The organism is Riemerella anatipestifer, assembly GCF_009932355.1.
In the GTDB taxonomy this organism is placed as follows: domain Bacteria; phylum Bacteroidota; class Bacteroidia; order Flavobacteriales; family Weeksellaceae; genus Riemerella; species Riemerella anatipestifer_E.
Genome location: NZ_LEKU01000023.1, coordinates 60,983 through 83,553, shown reverse-complemented (window position 1 = coordinate 83,553; position 22,571 = coordinate 60,983). Strand labels below are relative to the sequence as shown.

Below are 22,571 nucleotides of genomic sequence, written 5' to 3'. Positions count from 1 at the left end.
ATTTCTCATTTGTTTAAAATGAAAACAATGGCAAATAAAGTTTATAATTATACTGAAAAACATTATATTTGCCGACTATAATTTTTAATGTTGTAAATTACTGAAAATGCAAGGAAAAGGACTTATTACAGTTGTTGCGATTGTTCTAGGGCTTATTTGTCTTAACGAAATGCTCCCTACTTTTTATGCGAGCAAGGTAGAGAAAGAAGCTAGAGCAATAGCAGGAGACAATCAGGTAAAGTATCAAAAAGAGATAGATCGTCTGTCTAAAGATACGCTTAATTTAGGGTTTACTAAGCTTTACTACACGGCTGCTAAAGAGCGTGAAATGAAGTTAGGTCTAGACTTAAAAGGTGGTATCAATGTGCTTTTAGAGATTAACCAAAGAGATTTGGTGATGGATTTAACTAACTATTCATCTAACCCAATACTTATAGAGGCACTAGATAAAACAGATGTCGCTCAGAGAAATTCTACTAAATCTTATATAGAAGATTTCTTTGTTCAGTTTGATAATGTGAACAAAAGTAAAGGTGCTAACTTAAAGTTGGCGAGTCCAGAAATATTTGGAACTCAAAAATTAAGTAGCGAAATTAAATTTAACACTAATGATGATGAGGTTAAATCTATCATCAGAAAGAAAATAGATGCTGCGGTAGGTTCTGCTTACGAAGTTATTAGAACTCGTATAGACAAAATGGGAGTTACTCAGCCTAATGTTCAGAGAGTACCAGGTACTGGTAGAATATTAGTGGAGATGCCAGGTATTAAGGATATTGATAGAGTAAAGAAAATGCTTCAAACTTCTGCTAAGCTTCAGTTTTGGGAAGTTCAGCAAGTGCCAGAAGTTGCTCCTTATTTTGAACAACTTTCTAAATTAGTATTGGCTAAGGGAGATTCAATGGGCGTTGCTAAAACAACTAATTTCCCAGCATTATTAAATCTAAATACGCTTAGAAGTAATGGCGTTGGTAACATTAAGTTAAGCGACACAGCTACGATTAACAAAATTCTTAATAGCTCAGTAGCTTTAAATGCAAGACCAAGTAATATTAAATATACTAAGTTTTTATGGGCTTATAAGCCAGAATCTACAGACCCAGACCACTTGGTATTATACGCTATCCGTTCTAATATTACAGGTAAAGCTCCAGTAGATGGTGCGGTGGATAAAGCAAATATCAGCTACGACCAAATAGGTAGAGTAGTGGTAGATATGCAAATGGATAACGAAGGGACTAAAGATTGGAAGATTTTAACAGAGAAGAATGTAGGTAAGCCTGTGGCGGTTACTTTAGATGATAGAGTATATACAGCTCCTAATGTTGTAAATGCTATCCCTAATGGGCGTACACAAATTTCGGGTAACTTTACTCAAGATGAAGCTCAAGATTTAGTAAATGTTTTAAATACAGGTAAATTACCAGCAAGTGCTAAAATTGTACAGGCAGATGTTGTAGGTCCATCTTTAGGTCAGGCTTCTATTGATGCTGGTATGTGGTCATTTATTATAGCATTTATCTTTATTGTAGTTTATATTATATTCTACTACGGAGGTGCAGGTGTTTATGCTGTAATTGCCATGATTATCAACTTGTTCTATATCTTTGGTATTATGGACTCTATGGATGCTACGCTTACTTTACCAGGTATTGCAGGTATTGTTCTAACGATGGCGATGGCAGTAGATACCAATGTAATTATCTATGAAAGAACTAAAGAAGAGCTTTTTGCAGGTAAAAATATTAGAGAGGCTTATCATGATGGTTTCAAACATGCACTTTCAGCGATTGTAGACGGACACATTACTACATTGCTTACAGCGGTGGTGCTTTATATATTTGGTACAGGACCTATTCAAGGTTTCGCGGTAACACTTATTATAGGTCTTATTATGACGTTCTTTACTTCGGTGCTACTTTCTAGAGTAATGATATTTAGTAGACTTAATAAAGGTAAAGGTCTTTCTGTATGGACATCAGCTACGAAAAATGTATTTAGAAATGTATGGGTAGCCTTCATAGAGAAGAGAAAGTTTGCTTATACTTTTTCAGGAATTCTTACTGCAATATGTATAGTTTCTATAGCGGTAAACGGCTTTAAACTAGGGGTAGATTTTGAAGGAGGAAGAAACTATGTGGTTAAGTTTGATAAAACTGTAGATGCTGCTCAAGCGGAAGCTAGCTTATCAGAATTGTTCCAAACTAAGGATGGAAAGAATAACTCAGTAGATGTAAAAACATTTGGTACTTCTAATCAGTTAAAAATCACAACTGACTATAAGATTGATGATGAATCATTAGCGGCAGACCAAGAGATCGAAGCTAAATTATTTGAAGGATTGAAGTCTAATTATCCAGCTGGTTATACATTAGATAAATTTAAGAGTGCGGAAGGAGATAATTTAGGTATAGTTTCATCTACTAAAGTAGGACCATCTGTAGCAGATGATATTAAGATAGGTGGTACTTTTGCAGTGCTAGCCTCTTTATTAGGAATATTTATTTATATCTTGTTCCGTTTTAGAAGATGGCAGTTCTCTTTAGGTGCTGTGTTAGCATTATTCCATGACGCTATTATCATTTTAGGAGCTTACTCTTTATTCTATAAAATTTCTCCTTTCAATATGGAGATTAATCAGGACTTTATCGCAGCGATACTTACGGTACTAGGGTACTCTATCAATGATACCGTAATTGTATTTGACCGTATCCGTGAATATCTAAGAGAAAGAAAGTCTACTACTTTGGAAGGGCTATTTAATGATTCTATCAGCAGTACTTTAGGTAGGACTTTTAATACTTCGTTTACAGTATTGATGGTAATTTTAGCGATATTCATATTTGGAGGTGATAGTTTAAGAGGGTTTATGTTTGCCTTATTATTAGGTATTGGTTTTGGTACTTACTCTTCTATCTTTATCGCTTCGGGTATATCGTATGATTTACTAAAAGGTAAAAAACAGGAAGATATCAATGTTTAATTGATATAAATTTGTTTGTAAAAAAAGAAGCTATTTCAATTTGAGATAGCTTCTTTTTTTGTGATGTATTGTTATAACCTTTTGTTTAAGTGTTGATTATTGTAATAGTTGTTTTTTTAGCCGTATTTCTGTATCTTTGCTCAGATAGGTAAATTTTTGCAGTATAAATGGTTTTAGCGACGGAAAATATACTACTTGTAGGTTCTATATTACTTTTCGTAAGTATCGTTGTTGGAAAAACATCATATAGATTTGGAGTGCCCACATTGTTATTATTTTTGACTATTGGAATGTTGGCAGGGTCTGATGGCTTTGGAGGAATCCATTTTGATAATTCTAAAACAGCTCAATTTATAGGAATAGTTTCTCTTAATTTTATACTATTTTCAGGAGGTTTAGATACCAATTGGAAGTCTATAAAACCAGTCATAAAAGAAGGTTTGGTGTTATCTACGGTAGGCGTTTTGCTTACAGCATTATGTTTGGGTCTATTCGTATGGTATGTTACAGATTTTACCATTTATGAAAGTATGCTTTTAGGGTCGATAGTGTCTTCTACAGATGCAGCGGCGGTATTTTCTATTCTTAGATCTAAGAATTTAGCATTAAGAACCAATCTTAGACCAACTCTAGAGCTAGAAAGTGGGAGTAATGACCCAATGGCGTATGTACTCACAATAGCTTTTTTAACTTTGGTTATCAATCAAGACCAAAGTATAACTTCTATTATACCTTTGTTTTTTAGACAAATGATAATAGGTGGTATTGCGGGGATTTTGTTTGGGAAGTTAAGTAAGTTTATTATAAATAATATTAAACTAGGTTTTGAGGGGCTTTATCCAGTTTTAGTGATAGCTATTATGTTTATTGTATTCTCTGCAACAGATGCAATAGATGGTAATGGGTTCTTGGCTATTTATATATGTGCGGTGTACTTAGGTAATCAAGATTTAATTCACAAGAATACTATTCTAGGAATGTACGATGGTTTGGCTTGGCTTATGCAAATTGTTCTGTTCCTTACTTTGGGGCTTTTGGTCTATCCAACTCAAATAGTTCCTTACATAGGTATAGGCTTAGTAATATCGTTGTTTTTAATATTAGTAGCTCGTCCAGCAAGTGTGCTTATAAGTCTTGCCTTTTTCAAAATGAAAATGAGAAGAAGGCTTTATATATCATGGGTAGGGCTTAGGGGAGCAGTACCTATCGTATTTGCAACTTACCCTTTATTAGCAGGGATAGATAAAGCTCATATTATCTTTAATATTGTATTCTTTATATCGGTTACCTCTGTTCTTATTCAGGGAACTACGCTTTCCATTTTTGCTAAATGGCTTAATGTTGCACTACCAGAGGAAGAAAAGAAAAATATAGTGGAAGAAGACGAAAGCGAGATGGCAAACATCCCTAAATCTCTTTTGCAAGAATATAATATAGAGGCAGATTATTATGCTAAAGAAAAACGAATAGTAGATTTACATTTTCCTAAGCCAGCGTTTATAGTGATGATAAAGAGGGAAGGGAAGTATCTTCGCCCAGGAGGTTCTACCGCTATAAAAGAAAACGATACTCTTATTGTTTTAGCAAATAAGAATAGTGATTTGGAAGAAGTAAAACAATGTTTGCGTAACCCAATAAATACAGGATAGAATATGAAAAAACGAATTATTGTATTAGTAGATTTTTCCGAGTATTCTGAAAACTTACTGAAATATGCTAGTGATTGGGGGAGCAAGGTTGATGCAAAACTGGTGTTAGTTCATCAGAACAGTGTGTTAGTACCAGCATTGGCAGATATACAGGATAGAAACAAAATTATTAGAAATTCTAATACGGAAGTCTTTGATAAACTTAGAGATTTTGCTAAACCTATTATATCGTCTTCTTTAGAGGTTTCTTATTTCGCTTCGGAGTTAGATTTGCAAGAAATATTAGAAAAGTTACTTACTGAGCCATATCATAATATGATTCTTTTAGGGACAAAAAATGCAGGTATTTTAAAGAAAATATTTTTGGGAAGTAAAGCAGTACATATAATTGATAAAATTAAAAATAGTGTTGTTGTGCTTCCAAGGGAAATTGATTCTTTCTCCGTAAATAAAATATTTGTAGCAGTAAAGCAGAAGTATCCGCTGAATATTCTAGAATTGAACCATTTTTTGAAGTTTGTAAATGAAAAAGAAACAGAAATTGTTTTTTTCTATATAGCGAAGCCAGAAGAAAATGTGGAAGAACACAAAAGGAATTTGGAGAAATTAGTAGAACTTTACGCTGACAATTATCAAGCAGACTATGCTATATATGAGTCTAATGTTCCCTCTGAAGGAATAAAAAAAGTCATCAATAATAACGAAACTGAAATTCTTGTATTACAGAAAGGGAATAGATTTGTGACAGACCATATATTTAGAAAGTTTTTAGTTAATGAGTTGGTATATGTAGGTGATATTCCATTGGTAGTATTACCTTAGAATAGAGTAATCATAGTATGAAAATAGCATTTCTAGGACCACAGGCTTCTTTTACCCAGTTGGCTGCCTCTCAGGTTTTTTTGAATGAGGAGTTATTACCTCAAACCAGTATATTAGACTGTTTTATAGCCTTAGACGAGGGTAAAGTAGATAAAATTGTAGTTCCTTTAGAAAACTCCATAGAGGGTACCGTTTCAGTAACTCTGGATTATTTATACGATTTTAAAGATATTACTATCAATACAGAGGTAGTGATGCCTATTTCTCATCATTTAATGGTACACCCTAATAATACTTCGGTAGAGAATATTATTTCTCACCCACAGGCATTAGCCCAAACTTTTCATTTTAGAAGAAAGCAATTCAAAGAAGTTTTGACTACAGATTATACTTCTACAGCAGCGGCGGCAAAACTAGTTTCGGAAAATCCAGATAAACCTTGGGCGGCGGTTGCGAATACTTATGCAGCAAAACTTTATAACCTCAAAATATTACATTCTAACATACAAGATTTTGAGCAAAACCACACTCGTTTTGTGGTGGTTTCAAAGAAAGGAGGAAGTAAGTTGGAGCTACCTTACCAATCTTTAGCTCAAAAATCCAGTTTATTGGTTACTTTACCAACGGACTATGCTGGAGGGTTACATCAGATTTTATCGGTATTTGCGTGGCGTAAGATGAATTTATCTAAAATAGAAAGCCGCACTCTAAAAACAGGACTTGGTAATTATTTCTTCTTTATCAATGTTGTAGGAGATTGGGGAAATATCCTTTATCAAAATGCATTGGAAGAACTAGAGTCTATAGGAGTTAAAGTTAAATTTCTAGGCGATTATAACGAGTATCTTCTAGAAGGCTAGGAAAAATTGATGACAAAAACAAAAAGCGGTTTGACAATAAAATCAAGCCGCTTTTTGTTTTTTATTTAAAAATCTATATTAAAAGGTTCTTCTTCTAAACTATTGATACCGAGAGCTTCATAAATATATTTAAAGGTAGAGAGTAAAACAGGTTTCCCTCCAATGATACATACATTATGTTCAAAGTGTGCTGAAGGAAGGTTATCTTTAGTAGTTACCGTCCAGCCATCACTATGGAAAACAACTTCGTGGGTTCCCATGTTAATCATAGGTTCTATAGCTAGAGCAATGCCGTCTTTTAATACCTTTCCACTTCCTTTTCTGCCGTAGTTAGGTACTTGTGGGTCTTCGTGCATTTTTCTGCCTAAGCCATGCCCTACAAGTTCTCTCACCACACCATAACCATGAGCCTCGCAATGGCTTTGTATAGCGTGAGATATATCACCAACGCGTTTTCCTCTTACGCATTGTTCTATCCCTTTGTATAAAGATTCTTTGGTTACTTTTAATAATTTTTTTGTTTCTGGAGCTACTTCTCCTACTTCAAAAGAGTAAGCGTGGTCGCCGTAAAATCCATTCATATAGACTCCACAATCTACAGAAAGTATATCGCCCTCTTTAAGAGGAGTATCATTAGGAATACCGTGTACCACCTCTGAATTTGGCGAAATACAAAGATTTTTAGGGAAGCCATACATTCCTAGGAAAGCAGGTTCGCCGCCGTGGTCTTTGATGTATTCCGCTGCTAGAGTATCTAAATGATTGGTGGTAACGCCTGGTTTTATTTCCTTTGCCAACATACCCAAAGTTTTAGAAACCAATTGGGCACTCTCCTTCATCAATCTTAGCTCCTCAATCGTCTTAAGCTGTATCATAAATGATTATTTTTACGAACTTTTTACCAAAAAAGCCCTTTTTTCTTTTCTTTTTTTAGTTTAGAATAGGCTAAAACTTCTTTCCCTTCTACTCTGAATTCTATTTTATCTTTAATAATATTATAAACTTCGCCCCAACCAGGGAAACCACCAAGGTTTCTATCATCAATAAATAAATCTGCATCAAGCTTTCTACTTTGTGTCGCACTATCAAAAACTTCTCCTTCAAAACTTGAGTTGATAGCATAAAATTCTAGTCCATGTTTTCTGCAGAATTCTACGGCTTCGTCTAGAGCTTTTCCACTACGGTAAGTCCATAGTATTAGTCTATAGCCTTCCATTTGGAGTTTTTTTAAGGTTTCAAATGCAAAAACTTTAGGCTTTCCTATTCCTGGGTAAGCGTCTTCTACGATAGTGCCATCAAAATCTATGGCTAATTTTTTATTGTTAAGCATAACTTAGGTATTAAAATCTTAATGAGCTACAAATATAGTTATAAATGTAGATTTTTTGAATATTTTAGTCTATTTTTGGACGTAAATAAAATTAGAAGTAAAATGAAAAATTTTGGTATTGCTATTTTGGTTTTAGGAGCATTGGTATCTTGTAATAAAAAAGAAAATGAAAAAAACTCTGTAAATCATACTTCATCAGAGGTAGTTCAAGAAAGCGTTACTGATAAAAATGAAGCTCCTGAAACTTATGAAGGAGTATTTCCTTGTGCTGATTGTGATGGGATTAAGGTTACTTTGACTTTAAACCAAAAAGACTGGTCTTACCACATGACTTCAGATTATATGGGTAAGGAAAAGTTAGAAAACAACGGAACTTTTACATGGGATGTTACCAAAAAATTTATTACACTTACCGACGGAGAAGATGCTGAGGAACAACAAGTATTCTATGTTTCTGATAAAGGTCTTTTCTTAGTTCCAGAGGTTGGTTCTAAGGATATTAAAGAAGATTATCATCTTATAAAAAAGTAAATTTAATACAGTTTCATTTAAAACCAACCTCTCCTAAGTTGGTTTACTACTGCATTTAGGTTGAAATTAAACATAAATCTAATCCTTTTAGAGTAGTCTTTAAAAGAAGGCTCAAACCCTAAAGATGATTGGATAGGGAAGTAGATTTCAAATAAATCAGGAATAACTTTTAGACTTGCACCTGTGTCCCATATAAAGCGTGGAGATTGGTTTTTGTTTTTATACAATCCTACATCTGCGTATACGCTAAAGAAACGGAACGAATGTAAATCTATATTAACACTGTTTATCCATTGGTTTGCGGTATCATTTATGGCAGATTTAAATGCTCCCTCTGCCATTATAAATTGTCTAGGTGCAAGGTAGTTGCTGTTAGTTTGTCTAATGATACTATAGGTAAAGGCATAGTTAGATAAGTAAGAAATTCCAAAATCAAAGTAAGAGTTTCTTGTTTGATTCTGTAAAAAATAGCCTCCAAAAAATCTTAAACTAAGTTTTTTATTTTGTTGATATTCCCATCTGTAAAAAGCTTCTGCTGAAATTTTGCTAAAATCTCCACCTGCTTGGAAATTGATTGAAAATAGTTTTTCATGTATAGCTTTTCTATCAGAATAGGTATAATTTATATTGAATAGGCTATACTTATCATAATCGTTCATTTCTTGCATCAATGGGCTTAAATCTCTTGTAAGATGCTGAAATGAAGCCCCAAATCTTTGCTCTATTTGGCTTCTAGCATCTTTAGGCAAAGTGATATTAGAAAAAATTGTTAGCCTTCTAAAAGCCAAGTCTTTATTATAGTGAAAATAGGTGGCATTTGCTCCTATTCTCCAATTTTGAAAAAAGCTGTTAGGAGGTAAAATATTATAGGATACTCCTGCTGAGCCAGTAAGCTTATTAGTTCCTGTACTATAGTAAGGCATTACAGAATAAAGGAAAGGTTTGTCTAAAAGATTACTGTTACTTATACGAGCTCCTATAAGTACTTTATCATAAAAATTATAATTTAACCAAGGTGAAATATAAATTTCCTCATATTCTGGGTCTGGAATATCGGTATAAAATTTTAGCCTTGGTTTCTTCATGTTATAGAATATTCCTTTGGTATAGAGGTAGTTATTCCTAACATTATATTCGGGGAGAAGATAGTCATCGTTTATTACGATTTTTTCTACATCGGTTTGTGGAATGTGGTAAATTTCTTTCTTTTTGTTTGAAGAATCATACCAATATAGACTATCTTGGTTATCAGAGTTTGTAACCTTTAACTGGAACGGCACTTTTTCCTCAGTGTTTTTGTGAATATGAACGAGTAGTCCATTTTCCTGTTTTTCAACCTTTTTAATTTTGAAATCTAACCTATTTTTTTTCCTGATGAAATCAGCTGCAAAATTTGCAGAATATTTGGATTCAATAATGAGTTGATTTAAGAAATCTTCTTTATTGATAACCGTTCCGTTATGTTCAGATAAATATCTTTTTAGAAAGTTATTAAACTGATTTACACCCATTTTTTCAGCAATAAAGTTGAACAAACTTCCTACTTCCATTTGGCTTACTGCCGTGGTATTAAAGTTACTCATCAGTTGGAGTGGTGTGTCTATAGGTTGGTCAATATTTTGGCTGGTAATGTATTGATAAGTTATCCCATACCGCTCTGTAAGCTTAAGTTTGGAAGCATTACTCCATTTTAGAGGGCTTATTTTAAAAAGAGTGAGTTTATCAGGTAATTGTCCTAAGAGTTTTTCATCATTATAAACAGTCTTTAAATACCTTATTTCTAAATAAGTTTTTAGTCCGTTTTCAACCCAATGGGCATTGAGATTATCTGTTTGTAAAAGGTGTTCTACACACTTTTTTGAAATAATAGAGAAATAATTAAGATCAGTTTTTTGAGCATCACTGAACATTTTAAGCTTAAACTTCCCGAGCTTAAAATCATCAATTCCTGTAAAGTTATTTTCGTTTTTAGTTCTTTCACTTATGAGTATTTTTTTAGGCAATTTACCTAGACTTTCTTCTATGAAATTGAGTTGGAGCGGCACATAAAAATAGAGCGACTGCTTTTCTTCTTGACTTATAGGATAGGTAAACTCTACCAAAGTATTTTTGTGGACTATTGTGAATTTTTCCTCATTATTTTTTAATGAAACTACAAATTCAGGGTCTGTATTTAGAGTTCCTGTAAAGTGGTTTGGCTGAACTTCTTGCAGATTGCTACTTACTTTAAGTAGAGGGTTATCTAATTGTACGTCCCAAAAAACACCTATATATTGTTTTTCGTCTAAATTTTGGAAATATCTTGGCTCATTGCTGGTATTAGGAACTAGAAAGAAATACTTTAGTAAGGCTTTTTCTTTTTCTGAATTCCAGCCTATACCTGTGTATTTGGAGTGGGGAAGTTGTAGTTCGTAGGTTAGATTCAGTTCTATTTTATTATCTTTACTTTTAGCATGTTCTAATGGTACAGAAATAATTTCTTGGTCAAGATTGGTGTATTTTTCACCGTTGATCCTTAAACTTTTTAGATAGCCTCTGTCTTTTGGTTTGGAGAAATAGAGGTCAGTTTTTCGAGCCTCTAGCATTCTTTTAGCAAGGGTGGTGTTTTTGGGTTGATAAGCTGCTATCCAGTTTAGAAGCTGAAGGAGGTTATCCGATTTTCCGTTTTGATAATGAACGATTTTTTGATTGATAATAACTCTATTTTCTTTCTTTTCGGTAAATGAAACTTTAACCCAAACACTATCTTGTTGAGCTTTTATAGCACAACTTAAAACAAAAAATAAAAATATTAGAGTAGATGGTAACGCTTTTCTCACAACTTAAAAATGTTGCCAAAGATACATTTTTAGATGATATAAAAAGAAAAAAAGAGCTATCATAGATATTTCTATAAATAGCTCTTTGCGATTATTATAACGATTCTTGATAAGCCTTCCAACCCTCTATTTTATACTTTAGAGAGGCTTGTTCTGCATCATCAGATTTGTAAATACCTCTTCCTACGATTATAAAATCGGTATGGAGTTTTTTAAAGGCGTGTTCAGGAGTGTTGTATTGTTGTCCTTTAGAATCACCTTTGTCTTCAAGATTGATACCCGGCGTGAAAAGAAGCATCTCTTCAGGTAAAGCATCTTGAGAAACCCCACCTATAACATTAGGGTGTGTTTGTGCAATTTTAATAGCTTTCTCACGGTAATTAGCATCTGTAAGTGTACCTTCGGAGGACATTCCTAAAATGGCAATCACACCTGAATTTAAGAAATAATCTAACGAAGAAGCGCCGCCAATCACTTGTGAAGTAATTAAATCCGCCCAAGACGAAATGCGATACACTCCATAAGAATACTGTAATTCTTGAGTATTTCCAATATCCGCAAATTTTCGGTCTTCCATCAATAAGAAATTATGCTTTTGTGCTAAATCTTTGAGCGGAAGTATGGTATTGTCAAAATCAAAATCGGTGATGATGTCAATGTGCGTTTTTAAAGCTACGATATTAGGTCCTACCTTGTCGGCAAAGTCTAGTAATTCCTTAGTGGTAATAACATCGGCAGAAGCTATAAGGTTAGATTGTTTTTCTAAGGCTATTTCTAATAATTTTTTGGCAACAGGCTGTTTAGCGTGAGCTATTTTAGACTCATAAGAAAGTCTCTTTTTCTCCTGAAACTGAATAGGATTTCCGTCTAAAAACTGATTTATTTGCGTTATTTCCTCTGCCGACAATAAATTTTCTTGGTAAAGCATTTCGCACACTTCTCTTATTCCGAACAGTGTATGCACACGGTAGCCTTGCTTTTCTAACAGTTCTTTTCCGCCTTGCTCTCTGTCTAGCACTACTACAATATCGGTTACTTTAATCCCTTCTTTTTCAACTTCAGGGATAGTTTCAAGTAAAGATTTGCCACTAGTAATCACATCTTCTACTAAAAGGCACTTTTGACCTTCTTTATAGATTCCTTCTATCAGCTTTTTAGTACCATAGGCTTTAGCTTCTTTCCTTTTAATGATAAGCGGTATTTCACTCTCTAAAGACATTGCCGTTGCCATAGGTAGAGCAGCATAAGGTACGCCACATATCAACTCTGTATCTTTAGTATCTGTAAGACTTAGAAGGTAAGAAGCTAGTTTTTTAAGAATTTTAGGGTCGGAAGTTAATGGTCTCAAATCCACATAAAACGGACTTTCTATACCACTTTTTAGTGTAAACTTTCCAAATTTAATAATTCCTAGTTGGTAACACTCTAGGAAAAAGTCTTTTTTTAGATTCATTAGATTAGGTTTTTGCAAATTTAGTATTTTAGACCTAAACCTAAAAATTTTCAATAAACGCCTTATTATAATCTATTTTAGTATTTAGACTAAATAATTAAACATTTTGAGAGTTACTTTCAAAAGTATTATTTTTGTCGCTTTAAATTGAACTATGCAAAGAAGTGTTATAAGAGGATTGGGTTATTATGTTCCTGATAATGTAGTAACTAATGATGATTTGTCAAAACTAATGACCACTAGTGATGAGTGGATAACGGAGAGAACGGGGATTAAAGAAAGAAGATATCGTAAAAATAGATGTGACGCGGAAGAAACCACGGCTTATCTAGGTTTTAAGGCTGCGGAAAAAGCCATTAAAAATGCAGGGCTGGAGGCTAAAGATATAGACTATATCATTTTTGCTACATTATCGCCTGATTATTATTTCCCTGGTTGTGGAGTGCTTTTGCAAGAAATGTTAGGTTGTAATACAATAGGAGCATTAGATGTTAGAAACCAATGTTCTGGTTTTGTTTATGCTATGAGTGTGGCTGATGCTTTTATAAAAGCGAATGTTTACAAAAATATATTAGTAGTAGGTGCAGAAATACACTCTTTTGGATTAGATTTTTCTGATGAAGGTAGAGGCGTTTCAGTTATTTTTGGAGATGGGGCAGGAGCAATGGTGTTATCAGCTGCCAACTCTGAAGAATCAGGGAATGTTTTGGCGGTTAATATGCATTCCGAAGGAAAATATGCAGAGGAATTAGCAGTGAAATTCCCAGGTACTAAATATGGTTGGAGCGACCGCTTACTAAACGATGCAGAGGCAATCACTAAGCAAGAGCTATATCCTTATATGAATGGTAACTTTGTGTTTAAACATGCCGTTACTCGTTTCCCAGAAAGTATTTTGGAGGCATTGGATAAAGCAGGGAAAAAAGTAGAGGATTTAGATATGTTGATACCTCACCAAGCTAATATTAGAATTGCACAGTATGTTCAGCAATTACTTAAATTGCCTGAAGATAAGGTATTTATCAATATACAGAAATACGGTAATACAACGGCGGCTTCTATTCCGATTGCTCTTTGCGAAGCTGTAGAAGAAGGAAGAATAAAAAGAGGCGATTTGGTTTGCCTTGCAGCTTTTGGTAGTGGATTCACTTGGGGAAGTGTCTTATTTGAATATTAATCAGATACTTTTTAATACATTGAAATTAAGGCTTGAAATAGATATACATTTCAAGCCTTTTTTATTTGGTGCATTACTAAATAATTTCTCGGTTTTCATTATATTTGTGGACTAATAAAAATAAAAAGTAAAAAATGAGCAATACTTACAAATCTGCTGGTGTAGATAAGGAAGAAGGGTACAAAACCGTAGATAAAATAAAATCTGCCGTAGCTGAAACTCACAATAAAAATGTACTTAATAATTTAGGGAGTTTTGGTGCATTTTATGAAATTTCTAATTATAAAAACCCTGTTTTAGTAAGTGGTACAGATGGAGTAGGGACGAAGCTAAAAATCGCTTTAGATACTAAACAGTATTCATCTATAGGGATAGATTGTTTTGCGATGTGTGCCAATGATATTTTGTGTCATGGTGCTCAGCCTTTGTTCTTTTTAGACTATTTGGCTTGCGGAAAGTTAGATGCAGATGTAGCCGCAGAAATAGTTTTAGGAATGGTAAAGGCTTGTAAGGATAACAACTGTGCGTTAATTGGTGGTGAAACTGCCGAAATGCCAGGTATGTACCAAGTAGGCGATTACGATGTGGCAGGTTTTTGTGTGGGGATTGTAGAGAAAAACCAAATTATAGATGGTTCTAAAATTGAAAAAGGTCAGACCATTATTGCTTTGCCAAGTTCTGGTTTCCATTCTAATGGTTTTTCTTTAGTAAGAAAAGTCTTCCCTGATTTTTATGAAGAATTTAATGGAGAGCCTATTTATAAAACTCTTTTAGAGCCTACAAGGTTATACTATCAGCCTATTCATAAACTAATGAAAGAGGTAGATTTAAAAGGAATTGCACACATTACAGGCGGAGGACTTATCGAGAATGTTCCTAGAATTATCCCTGATGGATTATGTGCTAAAATAGATACCTCAAGAATAAAAATCCCTGAAATTATGCTAGAATTAGAAAAAAGAGGCGGTGTGGAAAGAATGGAGATGTTCGGCACATTCAATATGGGTGTAGGTATGGTAGTTGTGGTAGATTCAGCGGATAAAGATAAGGTATTATCTCTTGTTGAAGATGCTTATGAGATAGGAGTTATAGAAGAACACTCAGAAAAAATTGTACTATACTAGACCTATTATTCTTTTATATGAAAAATATTGTAGTTCTAGTTTCTGGTTCGGGGAGTAACCTCCAAAGACTGATAGAAGCAATAGAAAACAAAGAGATTAGCAACGCCCAAATAAGTATGGTAGTTGCGGATAGAGATTGCTATGGTTTAGAACGAGCTCGTAACCACGGAATAGAAACTTTACTGATTAAAAGAGGGCAAAACTTTTCTTCTGAATTAAAAGAGCAACTTCCTGATGATGTTGATTTAGTTGTTCTAGCAGGTTTTCTGTCTATCATAAAATCGCCATTAACTGAAGAATACCAAGGCAGAATGATTAATTTACATCCTTCATTATTACCAAAATTCGGAGGTAAAGGTATGTGGGGAATGAATGTTCATGAAGCTGTGTTAGAAGCAGGAGAAAAAGAAACGGGGGCTACGGTACATTTTGTAACCTCTGGAATAGACGAAGGAGATATTATCTTACAAGACAAAGTTGAAATAGCTCCTAATGATACCGCTGAAAGTATAGCAGCAAAAGTACACGAGATAGAATATAAAATCCTACCAAAAGCAGTAGAGATGTTATTGAAATAATGAAAAAGGCGTTACAAAACGCCTTTTTTAGTTTTTAAGAACTACTTTTATGAATGTACCTTGTTAGTTTAATTCCCATATCCGTCCATAGAATTTTGGCGTTGGCATTCCTGCTAAGATGATAATCTGCATCAGAAATCTCAGAAAGGATATCTTCTATATTTGCACCGTGGATAAAGTTAGAAAAAGCCTCCCAATTAAAATTGTTTTTCATTAGTCTTTTATAAACTAAATTTTGGACACCATAATTCTGTAACATTGCCAAGCGAAACATTTCGGTACAATATTCCAAGAAGTTTTTTTGTTTCTCTCTATTCCACTCGGAAATGTTTTTAGCCCAAATAATGAGGTCCTTTAATACTTTAGGATTTTTCTTCGCTTGGAAGGCTAATCTTACCCATTGTATAAAACAATCCTCATACTCCTCGTCAGAATTTTCTGCGGTAATGAGTTTTAAGGCGGTGTTATAGTTGCCTTGAGCTTGGTGTAGAACCTCTTTAATTTTATCTTCGTCAGAGGTAAGGTGTCTAATGCCTTCTTCTAAATCTTTCTCTTCAATCCTAGGAACCTGAATGATTTGGCAACGAGAAAGTATCGTCTGGAGCATTACCTCCGAAGAGTTGGCTGTAAGAATAATAATAGTTTTTTCAGGCGGTTCTTCTAGGAATTTAAGGAATTTATTTGCTGCGTCTTCACGCATTTTATCGGCATTCCAAATGATGAGTATTTTGGTGCCACCTTCAAAACTTTTAAGGCTAAACTTTTCGCTTTTATCTAGAATTTCATCTACAGAAATATAGAGTTGTTTGTTTTCAGCATTTAGTTGGTTTATCCAGTCGTGATGCTCGGAGTAAGGGTTTTTAAGCATCATCTCTCGCCAAGTATCAAAGAAGAAACTACTTACAGATTTCCCCTTATCATCTCTAAACACAGGAAAACTAAAATGAACATCTAAATGATTAAGATGCTCCACTTTGGTAGCAGCTTTTTCGTTTTCTCGTTTTAAGATTTCTTGGGCATAAGCTAGAGCTAGAGCTAAAGTTCCGTAGCCACTTCCTCCTAAAAATAATTGAGCATGGCTTACTCTATTATTATCAATGCTTTCTAGTAGAGTTTGCTTAATTTTATTTTGACCAATAACCGCTTCCCAATTCATGTTCCAAAGATACTAAAATCTCTCTATTTTCCAATTTTTTTAGGTTCTGTAACGCCTTAACAAACTTTAACGCCTTTTAAATTTTCTCATTTCATTTATAATTAGGATATTTGCGTTCTGATTAAGATATTTATATAGATAATGAAGAAAATCATTAACGCATCGTTCATCATTTTTGCAGGATTATTGTCTGCACAGAATATAGGTAATTCGCCCTATGCTGCCTTTGGGATAGGAGATACTAAATATGATAATACTGCGGAAATAAGTGCTATGGCAGGGATTTCTACGGCCTATGTTTGGGACTTTAATAATAGTTTTAACTTTAGCAACCCAGCCACGAATACTAACTTTGGTTTAACGGCTTTTAAAATACAGGTGAATAATGATAACCAGTACCTTAAGTCTAACTATAACAATCTAGATGTTACTAAGCATTCTTCTTATTTATCTAACATCTCTATAGCATTTCCAATTTCGGAGAAGGTTAAGTTTGGTTTAGGTTATCAGCCTTATAGTTCTAAGCGTTATGATATTCTTTCTCAAACCACAGTGGACGGAAGCGTAACACAGGCTAATTCTTTTGTAGGAGAAGGTACACTCAATACCATTCAATCAGCTATAGGTTATCAGATTACGTCGTCTTTCTCTTTAGGTTTAAGAAGTAATTTCTACTTTGGGAAGATTACAGATAGAGAAGAAGTGGCTATCTCTGGAGCAGAACTCATCAACGGTTTTGAGACTTCTAGGAAGATAAAAAGCTGGAACTTTACCTTAGGCTCTGTATATCAAAAGAAATTGCCTAAGGATAAAAAAATGACGATAGGGGCTACCTACACTTTTGGTAATATAGGGACTATAGATGCTTCTTACCTTAACAGTACCTATTACTACTATGGTAAGGAAAAGGTAGACGAAACGGTGATTTCTAAGGAAAGCTATAAGGAGAACGATATTATCCCACAAAGAGCCTCATTAGGGCTTGGTCTAGGGCATGATGCTAAGTGGTTTATTTCAGCTCAAATGGATTATACCAAAGGTGGAGCAGTAAAGTTTTCGGGAGCTCCTGCTACATTTAAAGATGCTTACCGTGTAGCAGTAGGAGGGTGGTATCTACCGAACCATAACGATTTTAGAAACTATTTCTCTAGAGTTATCTATCGTTATGGGGCTTATTATGAGAAAGGCAATCTTAACATCAATAATACCAATATCAACGAATACGGTATTAGCCTTGGAGGTACATTTCCGTTCCAAAATTCTAATGTAATGAGAATGAACGGAATTGATTTAGGAATTGATTTAGGTAAGAGAGGGTCTTTGAGTAATAATCTTATCTCTGAAAGATTTATCAACTTTAAAATAGGGCTTAATTTTGCCGATAAATGGTTTAACAAACGCCAGTACGACTAATATTGGAGTTGGCTATCAATGAAACAAACAATAGCTAAAATATTAACTAAAAGTATAGCTACCCTATCTATGGGGGCTATATTTTTTGTTTTAACCTCTTGTGAGGAAGACCTTACCAAGTACAATCAGAACAAACCGACCAACTTTGCCTCTAGGATTATCTATAACGCAGATATTGTGCAAAGAGACTCTGGAGCGGTAAAAATTAGGTTTAAAGCTCCTCTTTTAGAAGAGTATGAGTTTATAGACACGCCTTATGTAGAAATTAAGAAAGGGCTTTACCTAGAATTTTATGATAAAAAGAAGCCTAAAGTACCAGGTAAACTATGGGCAAACTATGCCAAAATAATACAAAAAAAAGATTTCTACGAAGCTAAGGGTAATGTAAAAGTCATCAATAACGAGGGGCAAACATTTGTAATGCAGTCTATTTATTGGGACAAAAAGAATAATAAAATGTACACCAAAGATACCGTATTTATTACCGATAAAGACGGGAATACCTTTGTGGCTTCTGGAGGAATGAATGCCAAAGACGACTTCTCCGAATATGTTTTGTATAATAACTCTGGAAACTTTAGTGCTAAGGCAATCCCTGAAATGGGGAAATAAAAAAATCCGTCCCAATTTAGTGTTTTGAAACGGATTAAATTATAGAATTATAACTGTTCTATCTTATCTGTTAAGTTATTGATGAAGTTTTGAAGTGGCTTCTCTACCATCATTTTGATAAAAGGATTAAATTTTCCTTCAAACAAAAGCTGAACTTCTGTTTGGTTTTCGTTGATAGCGTTCATCATTCCTGTAAGACCAAAGTCTAAGCTAGAACTAGCAGACTTTAATACTACTTTTTCGCCTTCTTTTACCTCGTCTATTTTAAGAGCAATTTCTGGCATACCTTTAAGCCCGAACTTAAAACCATCAGCTACGGTTTCAAACTTTTGTAGTCCCTCAGGCATTAGTTCTTTGTAATCTTCTGGGCGTTTCAGCATTTCAGATAACTGTTTTGCCGATTTATTTACGATAATTTTTCTTCCTTCTAAATTCATTTCTTATTTTTGTTAAATTATTAAACTTCCGCAAATGTATAAAGTTTTTATCAATGAAAAAAGATTAATCATCAGTAATCAACCCGAAAGTACGGAGCATAACATAATATTTACTGATGAGAAAAATATAGAAGAAGGGATAGAGCTACTAGAAAAAACTTCTACAAGAGAGGTTTGTGTTTACGCCTCTAATATAGATGAATTATGGAAGTGTTTTAAATCTTTATTTCATATTGTAGAAGCGGCAGGAGGTTTGGTAACGAATACAGAAGACAAAATTTTATTTATACATAGACTAGGGAAGTGGGATTTGCCTAAAGGTAAGCTAGAGAAAGGTGAAGGTGTAAAAGAAGCGGCTGTAAGAGAGGTAGAAGAAGAAACGGGGATTACAGACTTAGAGTTACTAGATTTCTTACAAGAAACTTATCACATCTATACCGAAAAAAAGAAAAGAATACTCAAGAAAACTTATTGGTTTACGATGAAATACAATGGCTCTGAAGTGCCTTCTCCACAGATAGAAGAAGGCATCATCAAAGTAGAATGGAAGTCTTATAAGGAAATTCAAGAGTATATTTATCCTCAAACATTTAAGAATATACAGCTATTAATCAACCTTTATTTTAGATTAAATAATATCGTCTAATATTTTTTCTAAAGCAATACCTCTTGAGCCTTTTAGTAGAATATTTTTGGTAGTTAGGGGTTGATTTTTAAGATATTCGGATAGTTGTTGAGTGTTAAGAAATGCTGTATCTTGTGTGTTCACACTAGAGAAATGTTTTCCAACAGTAATGATTTCATCAAAATGGAGAGATTGTGCTTTTTGAAGAATAGTTTTGTGTTCTTCCTCGGAAGCATCGCCTAGTTCTAACATATCCCCAATGATTACGGTTTTACTACCATTAAACAAAGCAAAATTCTCTAAAGAAACTGCCATACTACTAGGATTAGCATTGTAAGTGTCTAATACTAAGGTTTTATCTCCTTTTTGCATAATTTGAGAACGCATATTGTTAGGAGTGTACTCTTGTATGGCTTCTTTAATAAGATTTTTGTCAATACCAAAATGTAGTCCTAGAGTTACAGCTGCTGATATGTTGGTAAAGTTATAAGCCCCTGTAAGTTGCGAAATCATTTCTTCGCCTCCAAAAATAAGTCCTACCCTTTGATTATCATAGAATAACTGGAAATCATAATCAGATTGAGGTGTTCCAAAACAAATGGTTTTAGAGTAGTCTTTTGTTTTTTCCACCTGTATGGTATCGTTGGCATTAACTAAGATTTGTTTATTTTCTTTTTTAAGATAATCATATAACTCTGATTTTCCTTTGATAACACCTTCTACACCTCCAAAGCCTTCAAGGTGAGCCTTTCCAAAATTGGTAACATAGCCATAGTCGGGCTGAGCTATTTGACATAAAAGTTCGACTTCTTTTTGATGATTAGCCCCCATTTCTATCACTGCAACTTCATGCTCTGGCTTTATAGAAAGTAGAGTAAGAGGAACACCTATATGGTTATTAAGATTACCTTTAGTAAATTGTACCTTATATTTCTTAGATAATACTGCAGCTATGAGCTCTTTAGAAGTGGTTTTTCCATTACTTCCTGTAAGAGCAATAATAGGAATGTTAAGTTTATTTCTATGAAAGATAGATAATTCTTGTAAAAATTTTAAAGTAGAAGGAACATAAAAAATATTTTTACCGATATTTTCGTACTCCTTTTGTTCTACTATTACGGCTAAGGCTCCTTTACTAATAGCATCTTCTGCTAATGTTGCCGCATTGAAATTCTCGCCAGAAAAAGCAAAAAATAAATCACCTTCAGCAATAGTTCTACTGTCAATGGAAACTTTATTGCTTTTTAAATATATTGGGTAAAATTGTTCTACATTCATAGCCCAAAAATAAAAAAACCTTTCCAATAAAGAAAGGTTTTTTTTGACTTTGGGAAGTTGTTTATCTTTTACTTCTTTTGTTCATATTATCTTTAGCATCTTGTGCCACTCGGAAGCCTATCCAACCGTAAGCTCTGGCTTCATCTCTGTATCTTCTTTGTCCTGGGTCTAGCCAATAGGCGGTGTCTTTCCACGAACCACCTTTAACTACTCTAGAGCTATTAGATACATTAGAAGTTCTAAACTTCTTATCTTTCTCTAGGATAACTTTCCCCTTAGCATCTACAAAGAATCTTCTCTTAGAAGAGTTATACATATTAAATTCTTTAGATGCAGCACTGTCAAGTTCTCTTCCGTTTCCAGCACCTAGAGAAGACATGAAATCTCCATCACGGAAGTTTCTTTTATCATCAACAATTTCTCTTTCATATTGTCCTGGTAAGCCTCTATAGACTCTTCTACCATCTGCTAAAGTATCATATTTGATATTATTGCCATCAACTTTAGAGAAAGTACCATCACTATTTTTAACTACTTGCTTATAAACATTACCTCTGTAATAGTTAAAATCACTAGCTTCATCGTCTATAATTGGTCTGTAAACATCGGCTGTCCATTCAGCTACATTACCATACATACCATAAATACCTAAGTCGTTAGAAGGATACTGTCTTACATCAGCAGTGGTAGGTGAGCCGTCGTTATTCCAACCTGATGTTCCCGAATAGTCTCCTCGACCATATTTAAAGTTCTCAAGGAATATACCTCTGTTTCTTCCTTTGTTGCCTCTTAGTTTGTCAATTTCTGGAGTTTTCCCTGTATAAAGATTATACTCTCTATTTTTTTGTAAACCTAGAGCAGCAAATTCCCATTCTACTTCAGTAGGGAGACGATATTTGGTAACTACAGCAGAGCCATTACCTCTATTGGCAGCTAAAATCCTAGAGTTAGTTGTTTTTATGCCAGACTTTTGTTTAAGTCTTTGCTCATTGATGTAGCTCTGCATCTCAGGATCGTTCGCTTTATACTTATCTAATGTAAAAGAGGATTGACCTTGGTTATTACTTTCGTTGGTATATAAATCTTTAGAAATAACTCCTTGGTCCATTAGTATTCTTTCTCCAACTCTGTCCGTTAACCATTCACAATACCTGTTAGCTTGTAACCAAGATACCCCAACTACAGGATAATTGTTATAGGCTGGAGAACGGAAATATGTTTCTGAATAATCATTTCTAGATAGTTCGTTATTCCAAACTAAAGTGTCAGGAAGAGCTCCTTTATAAATATCTTTGAAACTAGGGTCAGAAGAAGGGAAAACAAACTTTAACCAAGTTACATAGTTACGGTAATCGTAATTGGTAACTTCAGTTTCGCCAATGAAGAAAGAACTTACTTGCATTCTTCTAGGAGTGTTGTTCCAGTCGTGCATCACATCATCTTTCACTAATCCCATAGTAAAAGTACCGCCTTGTACGAACACCATTCCTGGTTGTCCTTTCTGTTTCTCTTCTTTTCCAGAGAAGAACCAACCTTTTTGATCGTTCTGCTTCCAGCCTGTAAGGCTTGTAGTTTTACCTGAACCTCCACCTTTTTTGGTGTTGCCACTACCACAACTAATTAAGGTTAAAGATGAACCTAAAACACATAATGAAAATAACTTTAGTTTTTTCATTCGATATAATATTTTTCTTTTATTTAAACAATAATGATAAGGGTTAACA

The 22,571-nt window shown here is 34.1% G+C and carries 19 protein-coding genes; 11 read left to right on the top strand and 8 right to left on the bottom strand.

Features of this window, described 5'->3' with window-relative positions; all coding sequences use genetic code 11:
- Positions 1-106 precede the first annotated feature (106 nt).
- The 4 genes from secD (at position 107) to pheA (ending at position 6,314) form a co-directional block, all read left to right on the top strand.
- On the top strand, positions 107-2,983 hold the full coding sequence (secD, locus tag GXW81_RS08960; protein WP_161532045.1) for a protein translocase subunit SecD: 2,877 nt from the start codon (positions 107-109) through the stop codon (positions 2,981-2,983).
- Positions 2,984-3,150: 167 nt separating this feature from the next.
- Complete coding sequence (locus GXW81_RS08955) at positions 3,151-4,632, top strand: potassium/proton antiporter (protein WP_161532044.1); 1,482 nt, start codon at positions 3,151-3,153, stop codon at positions 4,630-4,632.
- A gap of 3 nt (positions 4,633-4,635) precedes the next feature.
- The gene (locus GXW81_RS08950; protein ID WP_161532043.1) at positions 4,636-5,454 is read left to right on the top strand and encodes a universal stress protein; all 819 of its coding nucleotides are present in this window, start codon (positions 4,636-4,638) and stop codon (positions 5,452-5,454) included.
- A 17-nt stretch (positions 5,455-5,471) separates the two neighbouring features.
- A complete protein-coding gene (pheA, locus tag GXW81_RS08945) occupies positions 5,472-6,314 on the top strand; it encodes a prephenate dehydratase (RefSeq protein WP_161532042.1) in 843 nt (280 codons plus the stop codon).
- A 65-nt stretch (positions 6,315-6,379) separates the two neighbouring features.
- Here the strand turns inward: pheA and map are convergent, their stop codons facing one another.
- Together map and GXW81_RS08935 are read right to left on the bottom strand one after the other, a co-directional pair.
- The gene (gene map, locus GXW81_RS08940) at positions 6,380-7,189 is read right to left on the bottom strand and encodes a type I methionyl aminopeptidase (RefSeq protein WP_161532041.1); all 810 of its coding nucleotides are present in this window, start codon (positions 7,187-7,189) and stop codon (positions 6,380-6,382) included.
- 23 nt (positions 7,190-7,212) lie between these two features.
- Positions 7,213-7,644 carry a BT0820 family HAD-type phosphatase gene (locus GXW81_RS08935; protein WP_004918783.1) on the bottom strand — a complete coding sequence of 144 codons (432 nt, stop codon included), beginning with the start codon at positions 7,642-7,644 and terminating at the stop codon, positions 7,213-7,215.
- A 102-nt stretch (positions 7,645-7,746) separates the two neighbouring features.
- Here GXW81_RS08935 and GXW81_RS08930 point away from each other — a divergent pair, with 102 nt between their 5' ends.
- A complete protein-coding gene (locus tag GXW81_RS08930; protein ID WP_161532040.1) occupies positions 7,747-8,175 on the top strand; it encodes a copper resistance protein NlpE in 429 nt (142 codons plus the stop codon).
- A 17-nt stretch (positions 8,176-8,192) separates the two neighbouring features.
- On the opposite strand, the gene GXW81_RS08925 is transcribed toward GXW81_RS08930, so the two are convergent.
- Both GXW81_RS08925 and pyrF read right to left on the bottom strand, forming a co-directional pair.
- Positions 8,193-10,994, bottom strand: coding sequence for a M1 family metallopeptidase (locus GXW81_RS08925; protein WP_161532039.1), 2,802 nt, complete (start codon positions 10,992-10,994; stop codon positions 8,193-8,195).
- Between the two features lie 94 nt (positions 10,995-11,088).
- Positions 11,089-12,447, bottom strand: a complete 1,359-nt coding sequence (gene pyrF, locus GXW81_RS08920) for an orotidine-5'-phosphate decarboxylase (protein ID WP_161532038.1) — start codon at positions 12,445-12,447, stop codon at positions 11,089-11,091.
- A gap of 154 nt (positions 12,448-12,601) precedes the next feature.
- Between pyrF and GXW81_RS08915 the strand changes: the two genes are divergently transcribed.
- The 3 genes from GXW81_RS08915 (at position 12,602) to purN (ending at position 15,326) form a co-directional block, all read left to right on the top strand.
- A complete protein-coding gene (locus GXW81_RS08915; protein ID WP_161532037.1) occupies positions 12,602-13,624 on the top strand; it encodes a 3-oxoacyl-ACP synthase III family protein in 1,023 nt (340 codons plus the stop codon).
- A 134-nt stretch (positions 13,625-13,758) separates the two neighbouring features.
- Positions 13,759-14,748 carry a phosphoribosylformylglycinamidine cyclo-ligase gene (purM, locus tag GXW81_RS08910; RefSeq protein ID WP_161532036.1) on the top strand — a complete coding sequence of 330 codons (990 nt, stop codon included), beginning with the start codon at positions 13,759-13,761 and terminating at the stop codon, positions 14,746-14,748.
- A gap of 17 nt (positions 14,749-14,765) precedes the next feature.
- Entirely contained in the window at positions 14,766-15,326 is a 561-nt protein-coding gene (purN, locus tag GXW81_RS08905) for a phosphoribosylglycinamide formyltransferase (protein ID WP_161532035.1), read from the top strand.
- A gap of 34 nt (positions 15,327-15,360) precedes the next feature.
- On the opposite strand, the gene GXW81_RS08900 is transcribed toward purN, so the two are convergent.
- Positions 15,361-16,482 (bottom strand): DNA polymerase III subunit delta', encoded by a 1,122-nt coding sequence (locus GXW81_RS08900; RefSeq protein ID WP_161532034.1) that lies wholly within the window; start codon positions 16,480-16,482, stop codon positions 15,361-15,363.
- A 141-nt stretch (positions 16,483-16,623) separates the two neighbouring features.
- On the opposite strand from GXW81_RS08900, the gene GXW81_RS08895 reads away from it, so the two are divergent.
- A complete protein-coding gene (locus GXW81_RS08895; protein WP_161532033.1) occupies positions 16,624-17,895 on the top strand; it encodes a hypothetical protein in 1,272 nt (423 codons plus the stop codon).
- Positions 17,896-17,913: 18 nt separating this feature from the next.
- Positions 17,914-18,507: a hypothetical protein gene (locus GXW81_RS08890; protein WP_052911163.1), complete on the top strand. Its 594-nt coding sequence runs from the start codon at positions 17,914-17,916 to the stop codon at positions 18,505-18,507.
- A gap of 47 nt (positions 18,508-18,554) precedes the next feature.
- Here the strand turns inward: GXW81_RS08890 and GXW81_RS08885 are convergent, their stop codons facing one another.
- Positions 18,555-18,944 (bottom strand): hypothetical protein, encoded by a 390-nt coding sequence (locus tag GXW81_RS08885; RefSeq protein ID WP_004919176.1) that lies wholly within the window; start codon positions 18,942-18,944, stop codon positions 18,555-18,557.
- 34 nt (positions 18,945-18,978) lie between these two features.
- Here GXW81_RS08885 and GXW81_RS08880 point away from each other — a divergent pair, with 34 nt between their 5' ends.
- The gene (locus GXW81_RS08880) at positions 18,979-19,590 is read left to right on the top strand and encodes an NUDIX hydrolase (protein ID WP_161532032.1); all 612 of its coding nucleotides are present in this window, start codon (positions 18,979-18,981) and stop codon (positions 19,588-19,590) included.
- On the opposite strand, the gene murF is transcribed toward GXW81_RS08880, so the two are convergent.
- Both murF and gldJ read right to left on the bottom strand, forming a co-directional pair.
- Positions 19,573-20,847: a UDP-N-acetylmuramoyl-tripeptide--D-alanyl-D-alanine ligase gene (murF, locus tag GXW81_RS08875; protein ID WP_161532031.1), complete on the bottom strand. Its 1,275-nt coding sequence runs from the start codon at positions 20,845-20,847 to the stop codon at positions 19,573-19,575. The two genes, GXW81_RS08880 and murF, sit on opposite strands and share 18 nt — an antisense overlap.
- 61 nt (positions 20,848-20,908) lie before the next feature.
- On the bottom strand, positions 20,909-22,522 hold the full coding sequence (gldJ, locus tag GXW81_RS08870) for a gliding motility lipoprotein GldJ (protein ID WP_161532030.1): 1,614 nt from the start codon (positions 22,520-22,522) through the stop codon (positions 20,909-20,911).
- Positions 22,523-22,571: the final 49 nt, after the last annotated feature.